The organism is Ignatzschineria sp. 22MB058224 (assembly GCF_058188435.1).
In genome coordinates this window covers 1,487,418-1,501,854 of sequence record NZ_CP187366.1, presented here as the reverse complement: position 1 = coordinate 1,501,854, position 14,437 = coordinate 1,487,418, and the positions used below count along the sequence as shown (strand labels likewise).

At 40.6% G+C, this 14,437-nt stretch carries 14 protein-coding genes; 10 read left to right on the top strand and 4 right to left on the bottom strand.

Features of this window, described 5'->3' with window-relative positions; genetic code table 11:
- The first annotated feature begins 104 nt into the window (after positions 1-104).
- From ACPF7B_RS06630 to ACPF7B_RS06585, 10 genes are all read left to right on the top strand, one after another.
- Complete coding sequence (locus ACPF7B_RS06630) at positions 105-2,090, top strand: VENN motif pre-toxin domain-containing protein (RefSeq protein WP_490505039.1); 1,986 nt, start codon at positions 105-107, stop codon at positions 2,088-2,090.
- On the top strand, positions 2,090-2,467 hold the full coding sequence (locus ACPF7B_RS06625; RefSeq protein WP_490505038.1) for a hypothetical protein: 378 nt from the start codon (positions 2,090-2,092) through the stop codon (positions 2,465-2,467). Before ACPF7B_RS06630 ends, ACPF7B_RS06625 begins: the two co-directional genes overlap by 1 nt.
- A gap of 300 nt (positions 2,468-2,767) precedes the next feature.
- The gene (locus tag ACPF7B_RS06620; protein WP_490505037.1) at positions 2,768-2,998 is read left to right on the top strand and encodes a MafI family immunity protein; all 231 of its coding nucleotides are present in this window, start codon (positions 2,768-2,770) and stop codon (positions 2,996-2,998) included.
- A gap of 142 nt (positions 2,999-3,140) precedes the next feature.
- Complete coding sequence (locus ACPF7B_RS06615) at positions 3,141-5,234, top strand: VENN motif pre-toxin domain-containing protein (RefSeq protein WP_490505036.1); 2,094 nt, start codon at positions 3,141-3,143, stop codon at positions 5,232-5,234.
- Positions 5,231-5,452 carry a hypothetical protein gene (locus ACPF7B_RS06610; RefSeq protein WP_490505035.1) on the top strand — a complete coding sequence of 74 codons (222 nt, stop codon included), beginning with the start codon at positions 5,231-5,233 and terminating at the stop codon, positions 5,450-5,452. Before ACPF7B_RS06615 ends, ACPF7B_RS06610 begins: the two co-directional genes overlap by 4 nt.
- 165 nt (positions 5,453-5,617) lie before the next feature.
- Positions 5,618-6,970, top strand: a complete 1,353-nt coding sequence (locus ACPF7B_RS06605) for a hemagglutinin repeat-containing protein (protein ID WP_490505034.1) — start codon at positions 5,618-5,620, stop codon at positions 6,968-6,970.
- Positions 6,971-7,034: 64 nt separating this feature from the next.
- Entirely contained in the window at positions 7,035-7,475 is a 441-nt protein-coding gene (locus tag ACPF7B_RS06600; protein ID WP_490505033.1) for a VENN motif pre-toxin domain-containing protein, read from the top strand.
- A gap of 329 nt (positions 7,476-7,804) precedes the next feature.
- Positions 7,805-8,194: a cupin domain-containing protein gene (locus tag ACPF7B_RS06595; RefSeq protein ID WP_490505032.1), complete on the top strand. Its 390-nt coding sequence runs from the start codon at positions 7,805-7,807 to the stop codon at positions 8,192-8,194.
- Positions 8,195-8,222: 28 nt separating this feature from the next.
- Positions 8,223-9,719, top strand: a complete 1,497-nt coding sequence (gene mqo, locus ACPF7B_RS06590; protein ID WP_490505031.1) for a malate dehydrogenase (quinone) — start codon at positions 8,223-8,225, stop codon at positions 9,717-9,719.
- A 25-nt stretch (positions 9,720-9,744) separates the two neighbouring features.
- Complete coding sequence (locus ACPF7B_RS06585; RefSeq protein WP_490505030.1) at positions 9,745-10,665, top strand: AEC family transporter; 921 nt, start codon at positions 9,745-9,747, stop codon at positions 10,663-10,665.
- Between the two features lie 131 nt (positions 10,666-10,796).
- Here the strand turns inward: ACPF7B_RS06585 and ACPF7B_RS06580 are convergent, their stop codons facing one another.
- The 4 genes from ACPF7B_RS06580 to ACPF7B_RS06565 all read right to left on the bottom strand — a co-directional run bounded on the left by ACPF7B_RS06580 (position 10,797) and on the right by ACPF7B_RS06565 (position 14,334).
- Positions 10,797-11,567, bottom strand: a complete 771-nt coding sequence (locus ACPF7B_RS06580) for a HugZ family pyridoxamine 5'-phosphate oxidase (protein ID WP_490505029.1) — start codon at positions 11,565-11,567, stop codon at positions 10,797-10,799.
- A gap of 65 nt (positions 11,568-11,632) precedes the next feature.
- Positions 11,633-12,433 (bottom strand): ATP-binding cassette domain-containing protein, encoded by an 801-nt coding sequence (locus tag ACPF7B_RS06575; RefSeq protein ID WP_490505028.1) that lies wholly within the window; start codon positions 12,431-12,433, stop codon positions 11,633-11,635.
- Complete coding sequence (locus ACPF7B_RS06570; RefSeq protein WP_490505027.1) at positions 12,433-13,446, bottom strand: FecCD family ABC transporter permease; 1,014 nt, start codon at positions 13,444-13,446, stop codon at positions 12,433-12,435. The genes ACPF7B_RS06575 and ACPF7B_RS06570 overlap by 1 nt, the downstream gene beginning before the upstream one ends.
- A gap of 6 nt (positions 13,447-13,452) precedes the next feature.
- The gene (locus tag ACPF7B_RS06565; RefSeq protein ID WP_490505026.1) at positions 13,453-14,334 is read right to left on the bottom strand and encodes a heme/hemin ABC transporter substrate-binding protein; all 882 of its coding nucleotides are present in this window, start codon (positions 14,332-14,334) and stop codon (positions 13,453-13,455) included.
- Between the last annotated feature and the right edge of the window lie 103 nt (positions 14,335-14,437).

The window sequence follows — 14,437 nt, the reverse complement described above, 5'->3', positions numbered from 1 at the left end:
CTAGTAGGATTTACTAGCGTTGTTTACAGTATTCGGAAAAAATACTGTTATGAATATTCATAAAAGTCAAAGTTGATGGTAATACCCACCTTTCTGGTGGCGTTGTGGTTGCGAATGATAAGGCAGAAAAGGAAGGTTTAAATAGCTTTGAAACCGGTACTATTACCTCCAATGACCTTGTTAATAAATCAGAATATGACGGCGAAGGTTTTGGCATTAGTGGCGGTTATGGTTATCAAAATGATGGCCCGAATAATCCGAAAGGCACGAATCCAACGCAAACAGAAACCGTCAATCTTCCGGATGGCTCACCTAGCGTGAATAAAAATGTGGGTTACGGTAAGGATAAAGATTCTAAATCGAGCGTCACGCAATCGGGCATTGGTACCGGTAACATTAAAGTGACGGATACCGAGAAGCAAAAAGAACTCACAGGCCAAACTGCTGAGGAAGCGGCGAAAGGGATTGAGAGCAATCTCACCACAGAAACCGTGGCTGATAATAGCGGTGCTTTAGAGAATATCTTTGATAAAGATAAAGTCCAAGCGGAGATTGATCTACAAGTCAAAGTCAGTCAGCAGTTTGACCGAACGCGTCAGGAGATGAAGCAGATCGTCAATCAAAAGATTGATCAGTATAAAGATTCAGATCCAGACAAAGCGAAAGATTGGCAAAATGCCGGCTTGGTGCTCGATATGCTTGCTGGTGGTCTATCAAGTCCCGGCGAGGGTTTAGGCATTGTTGCTGGCGCAGCAAATCCTGCAGTAGCGCAAATGATCAAAGGAATGGTCAATGATGGGACGTTTGAAGAAGGAGGTTTAAGTCATATTCTCGCGCATGGAATCGCCGGCGCAGCAATGGCAGCGGCGAATGGCGGAGATCTGCTATCAGGTGCCCTAACTGCCGGCGGCGCAGAAGCGTTAGCGCCGATCATCACAGAGTTCCTCTACGGCAAAGGCAAAAAACCAGAAGATTTAACCGCAGATGAAAAAAATACCCTAAGCGCCATTATTGGTATCCTCGGGACAGGCGCCGGTGCATTAACGGGCGATAGCGCAATTGATGCAGTAATTGGCGATAGCGTTGCGACCAATGCGGTGGAGAATAATTATGTCTTAAATAAGATTGAGAACTGTAAAAATCTATCTAGTAAAGAATGTGGTCGAGCAGGTGATTTGGTTAATCAGATCTTTGACTATAATCCTGAATTACCAAGTTTAGATGACTTAAATAGTTTGCTCTCTAATTGTGAATCAGAATCATGTGCTGTAAAAATTTTGCAGGAACATCATAAGGCGATTAGTGATGCAACTCTGGCAACGATTAAAGAGATGGGAATACAGGGAGAATTAAGTCGAGAAGATATCGCCTTTATAGAATCGATGGTTGGTTCCGAGATATTAGCGCAACTTCAAGGGAACTCTGGGGAAATTGGTGGTGGAAAATTATGGCAACATGAGTTATTAAACTCTTGGACTAATGGTCAGGAGCTTTACTCTTTTTTAGATAATGAATATCGTATTAAAGAGCTCGTGGATGAAGGTTATTCACCGGAGGAAGCGGCAGCCAAAGTTGGAAAAGAAGAGTTCTTAACGACCTTAGCCTCAATGCTTGTAGGTGGTGGAAAGGGTGGTAAAAAGCCAAGTACAAATAAAGTCACTGATGGTAAGACCTCTGCAGGGACTAGTAACAAAGATAAAGGAAAAGAAGAGACTGGAAAGTCTGGGCAAGCTTTAGAAAACAAAGCTAATCAAGATAAATCTGGAAATAAAAGTCCAAGCTCCTCTGTGGATACTAATAATAAAATTAATGATTTTTTAAATAATTCTAATTTTACTAGTGGACAAGAAACAACTACAAATTTACGACAAAGAGATAATTTAAAAGGTAATTATAAAGATGCTGAAAAAGATTTTTACTCTTTAAATCCAACCAATGTAGTTACTAGACCTAATGGTACAATTACAGGTAATTTAGCTGATGGGACTAATATAAACGTAAGGCCAAGAAGCTCTGACGGTCGCCCAACTTTAGAAATTCAAACAAAGCCTCCGGTCAAAATAAGATATGGGGAAAAAGGAAGCAAATAATGGCACAAAAAGAAGTTCTAATTAAATATTATGATACCAAGGGGATGAATCTGTTATGTATGACATATGACGGTAATGGTTTAAAAATAGTTTTAAGCGACTTCTTAAATCAAGAAATTGAAATATCATTTAAATATCCGATGGATTATAGAAATGGCTTTGATGGTATTTTATTGAATGATTATTTTATTTTTGACGACTCTTATAAAGGGAAAAATATTTATATTGTAAATAATTCAAGATACTTAAATTGGTTTAAGGAAATGACGTATGATCAATATTTAAATCCTACACACTACAGAGTTATTACAGATCATGAAGTTATTGAAATTATCTCGTGTGAAGAGCCTTTGGTTGTTGAAAAATGTAAAAAATAGTATTTTCAGAGGAATGATCTGCAGATAAAATTGACATGCAATAGGTGATATAACTACTTCTCCTGAGACTAAGTGGTATGCTCAAATTGGATCAGGAGGTATTTATACAGGAAAAGGTAAGCCATCAATCTGGGTATCGTATGAAACACTTGATGGAGTTAGAATTAGGGTTGTTTATCAACCTGCAACAGGTAAAATAGTAACCATCATTCCCAGATGATGCTCCTATTCCTCCAAGCTACAAACCAGTAAAATAAGGATGTAATTAATGCTCGAATTAGATAAAAAATCCTTTGTTTTGTGGAATTGTTTAGGTGTCGTCTAGCAGATGATTTATTAAATAATATTATACATTATGTAAAGATTGGTGAAAGAGGGTTAGCATTTGAAATATTATGCGATCATATTAGTGAATATGAAATAGTAATAACAAAATATGAATATGAGGTCGCAATAAATATTTGTAATGAGCTTGGATTCGATATCAATGATATCAGCATTAAGTATATGTTTAACTTGATGATGAAGTAAAACAGGGACTAATAAAAATGTTCTAATTATCAATCTCAAAGGCGTCGAGCTCGATGTCGGCGGCGATCTCACGATTGCCAGCGTCCAAGATCGCTCCGATTATCATAGTGAGCAAAAAGATGCTTCAATTCAGGGAACCGTTATGATTTATGGTTCTGGAGGATCTGTCTCAGGCAGTTTTAATCAATCCAAAATCGATGCCAATCATCAATCGGTCACAGATCAGAGCGGCATTTTTGCCGGCGATGATGGTTTCCAAGTGAAAGTGGATGGGAATACCCATCTTTCAGGTGGCGCTGTGGTTGCCAATGAAAATGCGGAGTTAGAAGGTCTTAATAGCTTTGAAACCGGCACTATCACCTCAAATGATCTTGTGAATCAATCAGAATATGAGGGTGAAGGTTTTGGGATTAGCGGTGGCTATGGTTATCAAAATGATGGCCCGAATAATCCGAAAGGCACGAATCCAACGCAAACAGAAACCGTCAATCTTCCGGATGGCTCACCTAGCGTGAATAAAAATGTGGGTTACGGTAAGGATAAAGATTCTAAATCGAGCGTCACGCAATCGGGCATTGGTACCGGTAACATTAAAGTGACGGATACCGAGAAGCAAAAAGAACTCACAGGCCAAACTGCCGAGGAAGCGGCGAAAGGGATTGAGAGCAATCTCACCACAGAAACCGTGGCTGACAATAGCGGTGCTTTAGAGAATATCTTTGATAAAGATAAAGTCCAAGCGGAGATTGATCTACAAGTCAAAGTCCGTCAGCAGTTTGACCGAACGCGTCAGGATATGAAGCAGATCGTCAATCAAAAGATTGATCAGTATAAAGATTCAGATCCAGACAAAGCGAAAGATTGGCAAAATGCCGGCTTGGTGCTCGATATGCTTGCTGGTGGTCTATCAAGTCCCGGCGAGGGTTTAGGCATTGTTGCTGGCGCAGCAAATCCTGCAGTAGCGCAAATGATCAAAGGAATGGTCAATGATGGGACGTTTGAAGAAGGAGGTTTAAGTCATATTCTCGCGCATGGAATCGCCGGCGCAGCAATGGCAGCGGCGAATGGCGGAGATCTGCTATCAGGTGCCCTAACTGCCGGCGGCGCAGAAGCCTTAGCCCCCATCATCGCAGAATTCCTCTATGGCAAAGGAAAAACTCCAGAAGATTTAACCGCCGATGAGAAAAATACCCTAAGCGCCATTATCGGAATTCTAGGAACCGGTGCAGGAGCCTTAACGGGAGACTCAGCTATTGATGCGGTAATTGGAGATAGCGTTGCGACCAATGCTGTGGAGAATAATTATAATTTATTAATTTCAAAAAACGACCAATGGTTACAGGCACAAGAGCGAGATGCTGCAGTTGCTATATTTGATGGAGATGAAGAGAAAGCTGATTTATATCTAGAAGGGCGCAGGGAGGGCGAGCTTACTGGAAGGAAAGAATCAGGGGCTGATTTAGTAGATAGCCTTCTACATCCCATAGATACGCTAGTAGATTCAGCTGTAGGAATTTGGGAAGTTGCAACTGACCCTAAAGGTACTTATGATCAGGTTGTTATCTCTTATAATGATTGGGAAGAATTATTAGCATATGCGATGGAGAATGATCCTAAAGCAGCAGGAGAAATGCTTGGAATAGTCGCAGGAAATGTAGAGTTTAATGCGGGCTTAACAATGCTAACAATGGGTGGCGGAGCTGCGATTAGTAGTAGTGGAAAATTAGGCCAGCTTTTACAAAAGTTAGCTAAAGATAAACAATCCTCTAGCAGTTCATCATCCTTGTCTTCTTCTAGTGGAAATTCAAATCAAAGTAATAGTGGATATGGAAAACCTGAACAGACTTCTGATAATAAATCTAATATTAATAAAGGTGGTGGTTCTGAAGAACCGCCACCCGTAATTACACCCAATACTATTGATTATGACTTACTATTAAAATCAGGTGAGTTAATAGATCCAGCAGCTAAAAAAGGAGACTTTACTGTTGCGGGTAGAGCGTTGCATAAACATGGGAGTAGGGATGATAGTGTTTATCCTAAACCCAAAGGAAGCCCAGCTGATATGAACAAATTGGGTAGAGAGATCTTAGAAGATATTATTACTTCCCCCAATATTACTATTAAGTCAGGTAATCGTTTTAACGGTTATGATATTATTTCACCTGATGGTAGGGGAGCAAGATTTGACTTAAATGGTAATTTTAAAGGATTTTTGGAGCCGCCTAAGAAATGATAAATAATAATTTAGTAATTAAATTAGCTAGCGATGTTGAATATGAGCAGTTGATAGTTGAAATATGTTTTGGAGATCAATATATTGCATTTTTACATCAAGATAATGGTGAAAATGATGTTCGTATATCATTTGCTAATGATCTTAACGATATAAATCTTGATCAATTGATGGAGGCTTTGGATAAGGCTAAAAAAGAGTTATTAAATCAACTTTGATAGTAGAGTTTAATTCTCAATAATGTTGATATCAAAGCAGCGGAAGATGCTTATAGCAGCTATCACCGTGAGAAATTTAAGCAATCAGGTTTAACAGTCTCTCTTGGTGGCAGTATCGTAGACGCGGTGAATCAAATTCAGAGCGTTTAAGAATCCATTAAAGATGTGGGCAAGAGTAAAAATGATCGCGTCAATGCAATGGCGGCGGTTAATGCGGCAATGGATCTTAAACGTTTAGGCGATTCTATGGGGGCAGCACAAGATCTATTGTCCAATGGAATGGCGAGTGATCAAACGGTTGCAAAAATAACGGCAACCATCGGCTCAAGTCAATCACAAAGTGAAACGTGGAGAGAAGATAAAGTTGCCTCAGGCAGCGCGATTCAAGCCGGTGGTAATGTCAATATTACGGCAACCGGCGGTGGGGAAGATTCCAATATCACGATCGAAGGCTCTTATGTTGGTGGCGGAAAATCAACAAATCTGACGGCTGATAATGATATTAATATTATCGCTGCAGAGAGTACTTCTAGTGAAGCTAGTAAAAACAGCAGCTCAGGCTGGAATGCCGGCGTTGTGGCTTCGATCGGGAAAGAGACAGGTTTTGGTGTCACAGCCGGCGCCAATAAAGGCAAAGGGAAAAGTGAAGGGAACGAGACCTACTATACTAATAGCGTTGTAGGTACAGATACCGGAAAAACGACCATTGTTAGTGGCGGCAATACCAATATTATTGGCGGTGAAGTCAATGGAAAAGGCGTCGAGCTCGATGTCGGCGGAGATCTCACGATTGCCAGTGTCCAAGATCGCTCCGATTATCATAGTGATCAGAAGGATCTGTCGATTCAAGGCACTTGGATGTTTGGAACAGGCGGATCTGTCTCAGGCAGTTTTAATCAATCCAAAATCGACGCCAATCATCAATCGGTCACAGATCAGAGCGGCATTTTTGCCGGCGATGATGGTTTCCAAGTGAAAGTGGAGGGCAATACCCATCTTTCAGGTGGCGTTGTGGTTGCCAATGAAAAGGCGGAGTTAGAAGGTCTTAATAGCTTTGAAACCGGCACCATCACTTCAAACGATCTTGTGAATCAATCAGAATATGAGGGTGAAGGTTTTGGGATTAGCGGCGGTTATGGTTATCAAAATGATGGCCCGAATAATCCGAAAGGCACGAATCCAACGCAAACAGAAACCGTCAATCTTCCGGATGGCTCACCTAGCGTGAATAAAAATGTGGGTTACGGTAAGGATAAAGATTCTAAATCGAGCGTCACGCAATCGGGCATTGGTACCGGTAACATTAAAGTGACGGATACCGAGAAGCAAAAAGAACTCACAGGCCAAACTGCCGAGGAAGCGGCGAAAGGGATTGAGAGCAATCTCACCACCGAAACTGTCGCCGACAATAGCGGTGCGATCGAGAATATTTTTGATAAAGAGAAAGTCCAAGCGGAGATTGATCTACAAGTCAAAGTCCGTCAGCAGTTTGATCGAACCCGTCAAGAGATGAAGTAGATCGTCAATCAAAAGATTGATCAGTATAAAGATTCAGATCCAGACAAAGCCAAAGATTGGCAAAATGCCGAGCTTGGTGCTCGATATGCTGGCTGGCGGTTTATCAAGCCCCGGCGAGGGTTTAGGCATTGTTGCTGCCGCAGCGAATCCATTAGTAGCACAGACGATTAAAGGATTAACTGACGGCACATTTGAGAAAGGTGGCTTAGGTCATCTCCTCGCCCATGGAATCGCCGGCGCGGCAATGGCCGCGGCCAATGGTGGGGATCTGTTATCAGGGGCATTAACAGCAGGAGGTGCAGAAGCTCTAGCGCCGATCATTGCAGAATTCCTCTACGGCAAGAAAGCAAAAGACCTTACGGCAGATGAGAAAAATACCCTAAGTGTCATTATCGGTATCCTTAGGACTGGTGCAGGAGCTCTAACCGGAGATAGTACAATTGATGCAGTAATTGACGATAGCGTTGCAACCAATGCGCTGGCGAATAATTATCTCGACACATGATTGGGTTAATTTCATATTGGATAGAAAAGAGGGTAATACATATCAACAATGTAAGGAAATCAAGAGTGAGCAAACAGATGCTAACGGTCATTTGATTTTCTCTATATTTAATGTCTCTAATGAGCTATTTATCTGCTTTTGATTAGTAAAACAATAATAAAAACCTCAAAAATCCCCAGTTTTTTGATGTTATTCGCATGGTTGTATATAAATATCTACAAAATATTCAATAGCTTAAAGTTTTAAATATTATTATTTATGTAAATTATTATAAATATTAATATAATAAAGTAATTATATTCGCCTATCAATTGATGAAGGAGACAGATATGATTCGTTGTGTTCGGATGTGGACGGGAGACGATGGAAATTCACACTTTGAAGAAGGGACTCTCGTAATGGGAGAAGGAGAGCGAGGAGATTTTATCGGTTTACCAATTGCTGTGAATGAGCTCTCTTTCAGGGAAACAACTTCAGGGGGAGCATTCGATTGGCATAAGGATCCTGTGCCGCGTTTTGTGATTACTTTGTCGGGTGAACTTGAGTTTGAGATGGCATCGGGAAAAACATTTCGTATTTCACCTGGTGATATTCTGTTAGCACAAGATAATACGGGAACAGGTCATAAATGGCGCTTAGTCAATGATCAACCTTGGCGTCGAGCGTATGTTGTGTACGATGAAAATAGTGATTTAACGTTTAAAGCAATTACCGAATAATTTTAATGAACGCCATTGGAGCAGATTGATGAATAAAACGATTAGTGAAAAAACGGATATTGTCCTTATTGGTGCAGGTATTATGAGTGCGACTTTAGGAACTTTTTTAAAAGAGCTTGATCCTAATCTTCATATTACGATGTTTGAGCGCCTAGATGATTGTGCGAAAGAGAGCTCATTTTCTTGGAATAATGCTGGAACAGGGCACGCAGCGAACTGTGAGATGAACTATACACCGCAACGATCTGATGGAACTGTGGATATTAGTGAAGCGTTAGAAGTGAATACAGAATTTGATATTTCACGTCAATTTTGGAGTTATCTTATTACTCAAGGAAAAATTAAAGATCCAGGGGAATTTATTCATTCTTGTCCACATATGAGTTTTGTGCAAGATGCTGAAAGTGTAAAATACCTGAAAAAGCGCTATCAAGAGATGTCTACACATCATTGCTATCATGGCATGGAATATTCCGAAGACTTTGATCAAATCGCGCAATGGACGCCGCTTATTACAGAAGGTCGTGATAAGACACAGCCAATTGCCATGACTCGAATGATAACCGGTGCAGATGTGGATTATGGCGCATTAACGCATATTCTTGTCTCAGAATTAGAGAAACAGTCTAATTTTACCCTTCATTATCAACATGAAGTGAAAGATGTAAAACGTGACAGTAATGGAGAATGGTTAATCACTGTTAAAGATCTTACTACGCACGAGAAAAAGGTCATTTCAGCGAAATTCGTCTTTGTCGGTGCCGGTGGTCGTGCAATTGATTTACTCCAGAAATCAGAAATTCCAGAAGGGAAAGGCTACGGTGGTTTTCCTGTGGGGGGAATTTGGCTCCGCTGTGATGTGGATGATGTCGTCAGTCAGCATCATGCAAAAGTTTACAGTAAAGCTGCGAAAGGTTCTCCTCCGATGTCTGTTCCGCATCTTGATACCCGTATGATTGGCGGGAAAAAGTCGTTGTTATTCGGTCCTTATGCCGGTTTTTCGACAAAATTCCTTAAACATGGCTCCTATGCGGATCTCTTTAAGTCAATTCGTCCAGGGAATATTCTTCCTATGCTCGATGTAGCGAAAGATAATATGGGGCTTGTGGAGTATCTTGTCGGTCAGGTTTTACAAACATCACATCATCAGTTTGCGGAGCTTCAAGCATTCTACCCCCATGCTAAACCGCATGATTGGGTAGAAGTGGTCGCAGGGCAACGCGTACAAATTATTAAGCCCGACAAACCAGAAAAAGAGGGAATATTGCAATTTGGTACAGAATTGGTGGTTAGTGAAGATCAAAGTTTTGTGGCACTTCTAGGTGCATCCCCGGGAGCCTCTACCGCAGCTTTCATCGCCATCAATGTTCTTAAGAAATGTTTTAATAAAGAACTCCGTGATGGTTGGCAACATCAACTGGAAGCGATCATTCCAACGTTTGGTATTGACCTTAAAGTCGATGCGGATGCTTGCCGAGAAACCCGCCAAAGAACGGCAAAAATTCTAAACCTTGAGTTTATCTAGCTAAATCGGAGAAGGAGTTAATATAATGATTTTACATACCATATTGGCAGCTCTCGGTCCGATTGTATTGGGTCTACTTGTGGGTTGGGGCTCTGGTAAAACAGGATTTGTTAAACGCGAATATACACAAGCCTTTGCAGATTTCGTTGTGAAAATAGCACTACCTCTAGCGCTTTTTTTAGCAGCGATTCAATCATCTCCGAAAGTTTTATTGGATGTTGATTATATGTTGGCTTTAGCCGTTGGATTAGTCGTTACCTATGTTGTGGGGTTTGTTGCAGGGAAACTCTTTTTTAAACATAATAAAAAAGATGCGGCAATGCAGGCACTTTGCGTTTCATTCCCTGATATGGCCTACTGTGGGCCACCGGTACTTCTTGCAACGGTTGGTTCTTCTGGATTGATAGCAATGGTCATGGGAAATTTAATTTATACAGTTTTTATTATTCCTTTTACGCTCTTTATGATTAGCGCCAATTCGAAAGGCGGATTATTCAAGAGTATTTGGCATGCTGTTTCTCAACCTCTAGTTTTTTTACCAATTTTAGGTGCGATTTTAGCCATTTTTGGTGTAAAGTTGCCAGAAATAGCCCAAGATTCAGTAAACGAGCTTGGCAAAACTGCTGGGGGTGTGGCACTATTCTTTTTAGGATTGCTGATCTCTGGAATTAAACTGCGTGCGAATGTGGAGATTATCTTTAACGTTTTTGTGAAGAATTTTGTACAGGGCGCGTTGATTTTAGGTACTGGACTACTACTAGGATTGCAGGGAGAGTTACTTAAATCTGCATTTTTAATTGGTGTTTTACCAACGGCGACAGCTGTACCGGCTCTTGCGGTCGGGAATCAAGCCTACCAAGATACCTCAGCGGGAACAGTATTATTGAGCACACTAATGGCGCTTGTTTCCATTATTGTCGGAGTGACGATTGTTGACCTTATTTAGTTATGAGTGATTCCCACAATTTGTAGAGAGACTGTGGGAGTTTTATGATTTACGAGTCAAACTATAAGAAAGCGGAAGAACGTCTGTTTCAAACAACGCTTCCGCTTTTTATTGTATAGACGTAAACCTAATTATGCAGCTTCACTGATTTTTTGAACCATTGCCACTAAGAATTTACGAACATCCATTGCGGAAGTTGCCTCTTGTTCAAATGTGAAGCGAAAAAATGCTTCATCATGCGCCACAGTAAAACCGTATTGATCGACTTGTACCATGCGAACTTTTTCAGGTTTAGTGACGGTTGTTTTGGTATTGAGATACAGAATTAATGCATCATGATGATCAGCATTCATATGATCGATCATCTCTGATTCAGCCTTATCATCAAAAATGGTGGGTTCTAAAATAGTATCGTAATCAACCCAATGAATTTCACCAAATCCATTGATATAACGTGCCTTTTTGGGTTTTAAGAGATAAAAATCAAAATTATGAACGTTATAATAGTGATTGCTTTCAGGATAGAAGCGTTCATAACGACGAGCAAGAGCTGATGTTTCATCTTGATTTGCCAATTTCACATCACCAAGAATTGTTAAACGCCAGCCTTTTTGAATATTATCTTGGTCATCATTGTGAAGTGTCAGAGAAGCTTTAGGGTTATCTTTCACATTTTTCGTATGTTGCGCGATATCGGCAATTAAAAGTACGATTTCATTACGTTCATTAAGACAAAATGGCACAACAGATCCTAGAGGATACCCGCCAATTTCAAGCGTATCACGCATAATTGTTGCTAATACACCATTAAAGTTTTCAAGTAATTGCTTACGAGAATCTCTAGCTGCATCGAGTTTGCTATATGTCTGTTTTAAATTATTTTTAGTTTCTAGGTTTGACATTCGAAATCTCCTTAAATGTCTTAATCAATAGAGTATTAATTTCTGTTATAAAAAGGGCTTACTTTTTAGAAAACCTTAAAAGCAAGTGTTGAAAAATTTGGGTTTTCGGGATGGGTTAAGGTAATGAAGTTAACCTTGAATACCTCTTGGAGTGTTTGAGATTGCCACAATTCTTTTGGCGTATGTTGACCTTTTAATTTTCCGCGTTTAAGCAAAACGAGTTCATCGGCGATCTGTAATGCATGATTTAAATCGTGCATTACACAAATAATTGTGAGACCTTGTTTTGTCAGCTGTTTGAAGTAACGAAGTAACTGCTGTTGATGGTAGAGATCCAAATGATTAAATGGCTCATCAAGCAGCATCACTTTTTCTGATAAATGGGGTGAACCATCCTCGGAGAAGAGCGTCTGCATCAATACGCGAGCGATCTGAATGCGGTGCTGTTCTCCGCCAGAGAGCTGTTGATAAGGCTGATCAATAATCTCATCGAGTTCTAATGTTTTACTGAGTTCATTGAGTAGTTCAATCACTTTTGGATGATTTGATGTAACGTTGTATGGCATGATCCCCATGAGTAAAATAGCGCTTGCTTTGAGTGCAAAAGGGATATGCTCCGTTTGTGGTAAAACCGTGCGCTTAATTGCAAGTTCATCGATGCTATATTCCGCTAAATTTTTACCGATAAGCGTTATTTCACCCGTTGTTGGGGCAATATCGCCGGCGATAAGATTTAAGAGCGTTGTTTTACCGGCGCCGTTAGGACCAATAAGGGCGGTGAATGTCCCCGTTTTAAAACTTAATTTTGGGATATCAATCAGCGTTCGTTGTTGGAATTTTAAGGTAATATTTTCGAGTGTAAACATTAGCGTCTCCCTTGTCGATAGACGAGATAAGCTAAAAAGGGTGCACCGATAAAGGCCGTTAAAATACCAATTGGTACTTCGCTGGTGCTCGCGATTGTTCGGGAAAAACTATCGGCAATAATAAGAAGAATCCCGCCAAAGAGATAAGAGAGTGGTAATACAAAACGATTGTCGGCACCGAATACCATCCGAATGAGATGAGGAATTAACAAACCGACAAAACCAATCCCGCCGGAAAAGGCCACGGCAGTACCAGTGATGATTGCAACACCCCAAATTTGCTGGCGCTTAAGTTTTTCCACATGAATACCTAGATGCTTGGCCTCTCGCTCACCAAGAAGCATTGCATTCATTGCTTTTGCTTTTCGCCATAAGAGTGGAAGAATCAGAATCTGTACGACAAGGATGATGAGGATCTTTTCGTAATTAAAGCTACTCAAGCTCCCCATTGTCCAAAAGGTTAAAGAGCGAAGTTCTGTTTCATCAGCAATGAAGGTTAAAAGACCAATTAAAGCCCCTGTAAATGCATTGATTGCGATCCCGATAAGGAGCATCGAGCTAATACTAATACCACGGGTATTGCGTGAGAAAAAGTAGAGCAGAGAAGTGATCAACCAACCACCAATACATGCCGCAATCGGGAGTGCATAATCGCCTAAAAATTCAAAAATAGTTGGTAGTAGATGTGTTCCCAAGACAATAGCTAAAGCTGCGAAAAGTGCAGCACCGCTTGAAACCCCAATAATACCAGGCTCTACAAGTGGATTACGGAATAGACCTTGCATAATCGCCCCAGAAACTGCTAAACCACCGCCAATAAGTAACGCCGCTATAATGCGCGGCACGCGAATATTCCAAATAACATAATATTCAATGGAGTTTGATTGGAAGAGATTTGCCCAATCTATCTCCATGGCACCTTGCCCCGCGGCGATCATCAGTATTGCGACTAGAAGAATCAAAATTCCAGCAATAATGGGACGTTGGTATTGCTCAAAGAAAGAGGTATTCACGACGATTTACTCCTGAATACATTCGTGGATAGCAGTCAGTAATTGGGTACTATCATCAAAAATATGAATGCCGTACACGAGGTAGTTACTGATATTGACATCAAATACACATTTTGGTTGAAGAGCTTCAGGCCACCCTTCCAAACCGGAAGTGCGTTGTTGATACGGGGGAATAGGCGTTTCTTTGGCTTCCTTTGATGGATCGAAACTACCACGGTGCCCCACTAAAACAATATCGGGACGTTTTTGAATCTGATTCTCTAATGCAACAGCGCGATAGTTGGTGAAGTCATTAGCAAAGAGATTTTTGATATTGAGGAGATCAAGGAGTTTATCCGCAGATGTTTGATTACCAGCAATTTGTGGTGAGCCAAGTTGAGCTTCCTGAAGGATAAAAAAACCTTTTAGATCAGCATTATTTTTACTTAAAGCCGCTAATGTTTTAGCTTGATCTTCGACCGACTCTTTCAGTTTATTACCTTCATCAACTCGTCCTACTTTGGAAGCAATAGTTGTGATGGTGTTCTGAATATCATCGACAGTGATAAGGTTTGGAAATTGAATCATTTCTACCCCCGAATTTTTGATCTGTTCAAGAACGGTTTGAGGACCCGAATCAGAAGCAAGAAGTACAAGATCGGGTTTTAGAGAGAGAATTCCTTCTGATGATAGCGATATCCGATAACCAATATCCGGTAGCTTATTGAGAGTTGGCGATGTATGACTGGTTTTATCAATGCCGACAAGAGTGGATTCTGCGCCAAGCGCCGTCACAATCTGTGTCAAAGGATTGGATGCTGAGACGATGCGCGATGAAATATCATCTGCTGCCACAGCATACGCACTAAAAGCGGTAAAGAGCATGGTGATCAATAATTTGTGGAACATATTAAACCTTTTCTGCTGAGTCAAGTTGTTGTATTTAATGTTTTTTATATTTTTTACTTAATTGAAGAACTGAGGAATTCCCTCAAAAGCACCATGATATTGA

Coding starts and splice junctions, on each gene's coding strand:
- ACPF7B_RS06625 (WP_490505038.1), top strand. CDS start 2,090: ATGGCACAAAAAGAAGTTCTAATTAAATATTATGATACCAAGGGGATG.
- ACPF7B_RS06615 (WP_490505036.1), top strand. CDS start 3,141: ATGATTTATGGTTCTGGAGGATCTGTCTCAGGCAGTTTTAATCAATCC.
- ACPF7B_RS06610 (WP_490505035.1), top strand. CDS start 5,231: ATGATAAATAATAATTTAGTAATTAAATTAGCTAGCGATGTTGAATAT.
- ACPF7B_RS06600 (WP_490505033.1), top strand. CDS start 7,035: ATGCCGAGCTTGGTGCTCGATATGCTGGCTGGCGGTTTATCAAGCCCC.
- ACPF7B_RS06595 (WP_490505032.1), top strand. CDS start 7,805: ATGATTCGTTGTGTTCGGATGTGGACGGGAGACGATGGAAATTCACAC.
- mqo (WP_490505031.1), top strand. CDS start 8,223: ATGAATAAAACGATTAGTGAAAAAACGGATATTGTCCTTATTGGTGCA.
- ACPF7B_RS06585 (WP_490505030.1), top strand. CDS start 9,745: ATGATTTTACATACCATATTGGCAGCTCTCGGTCCGATTGTATTGGGT.
- ACPF7B_RS06580 (WP_490505029.1), bottom strand. CDS start 11,567: ATGTCAAACCTAGAAACTAAAAATAATTTAAAACAGACATATAGCAAA.
- ACPF7B_RS06575 (WP_490505028.1), bottom strand. CDS start 12,433: ATGTTTACACTCGAAAATATTACCTTAAAATTCCAACAACGAACGCTG.
- ACPF7B_RS06565 (WP_490505026.1), bottom strand. CDS start 14,334: ATGTTCCACAAATTATTGATCACCATGCTCTTTACCGCTTTTAGTGCG.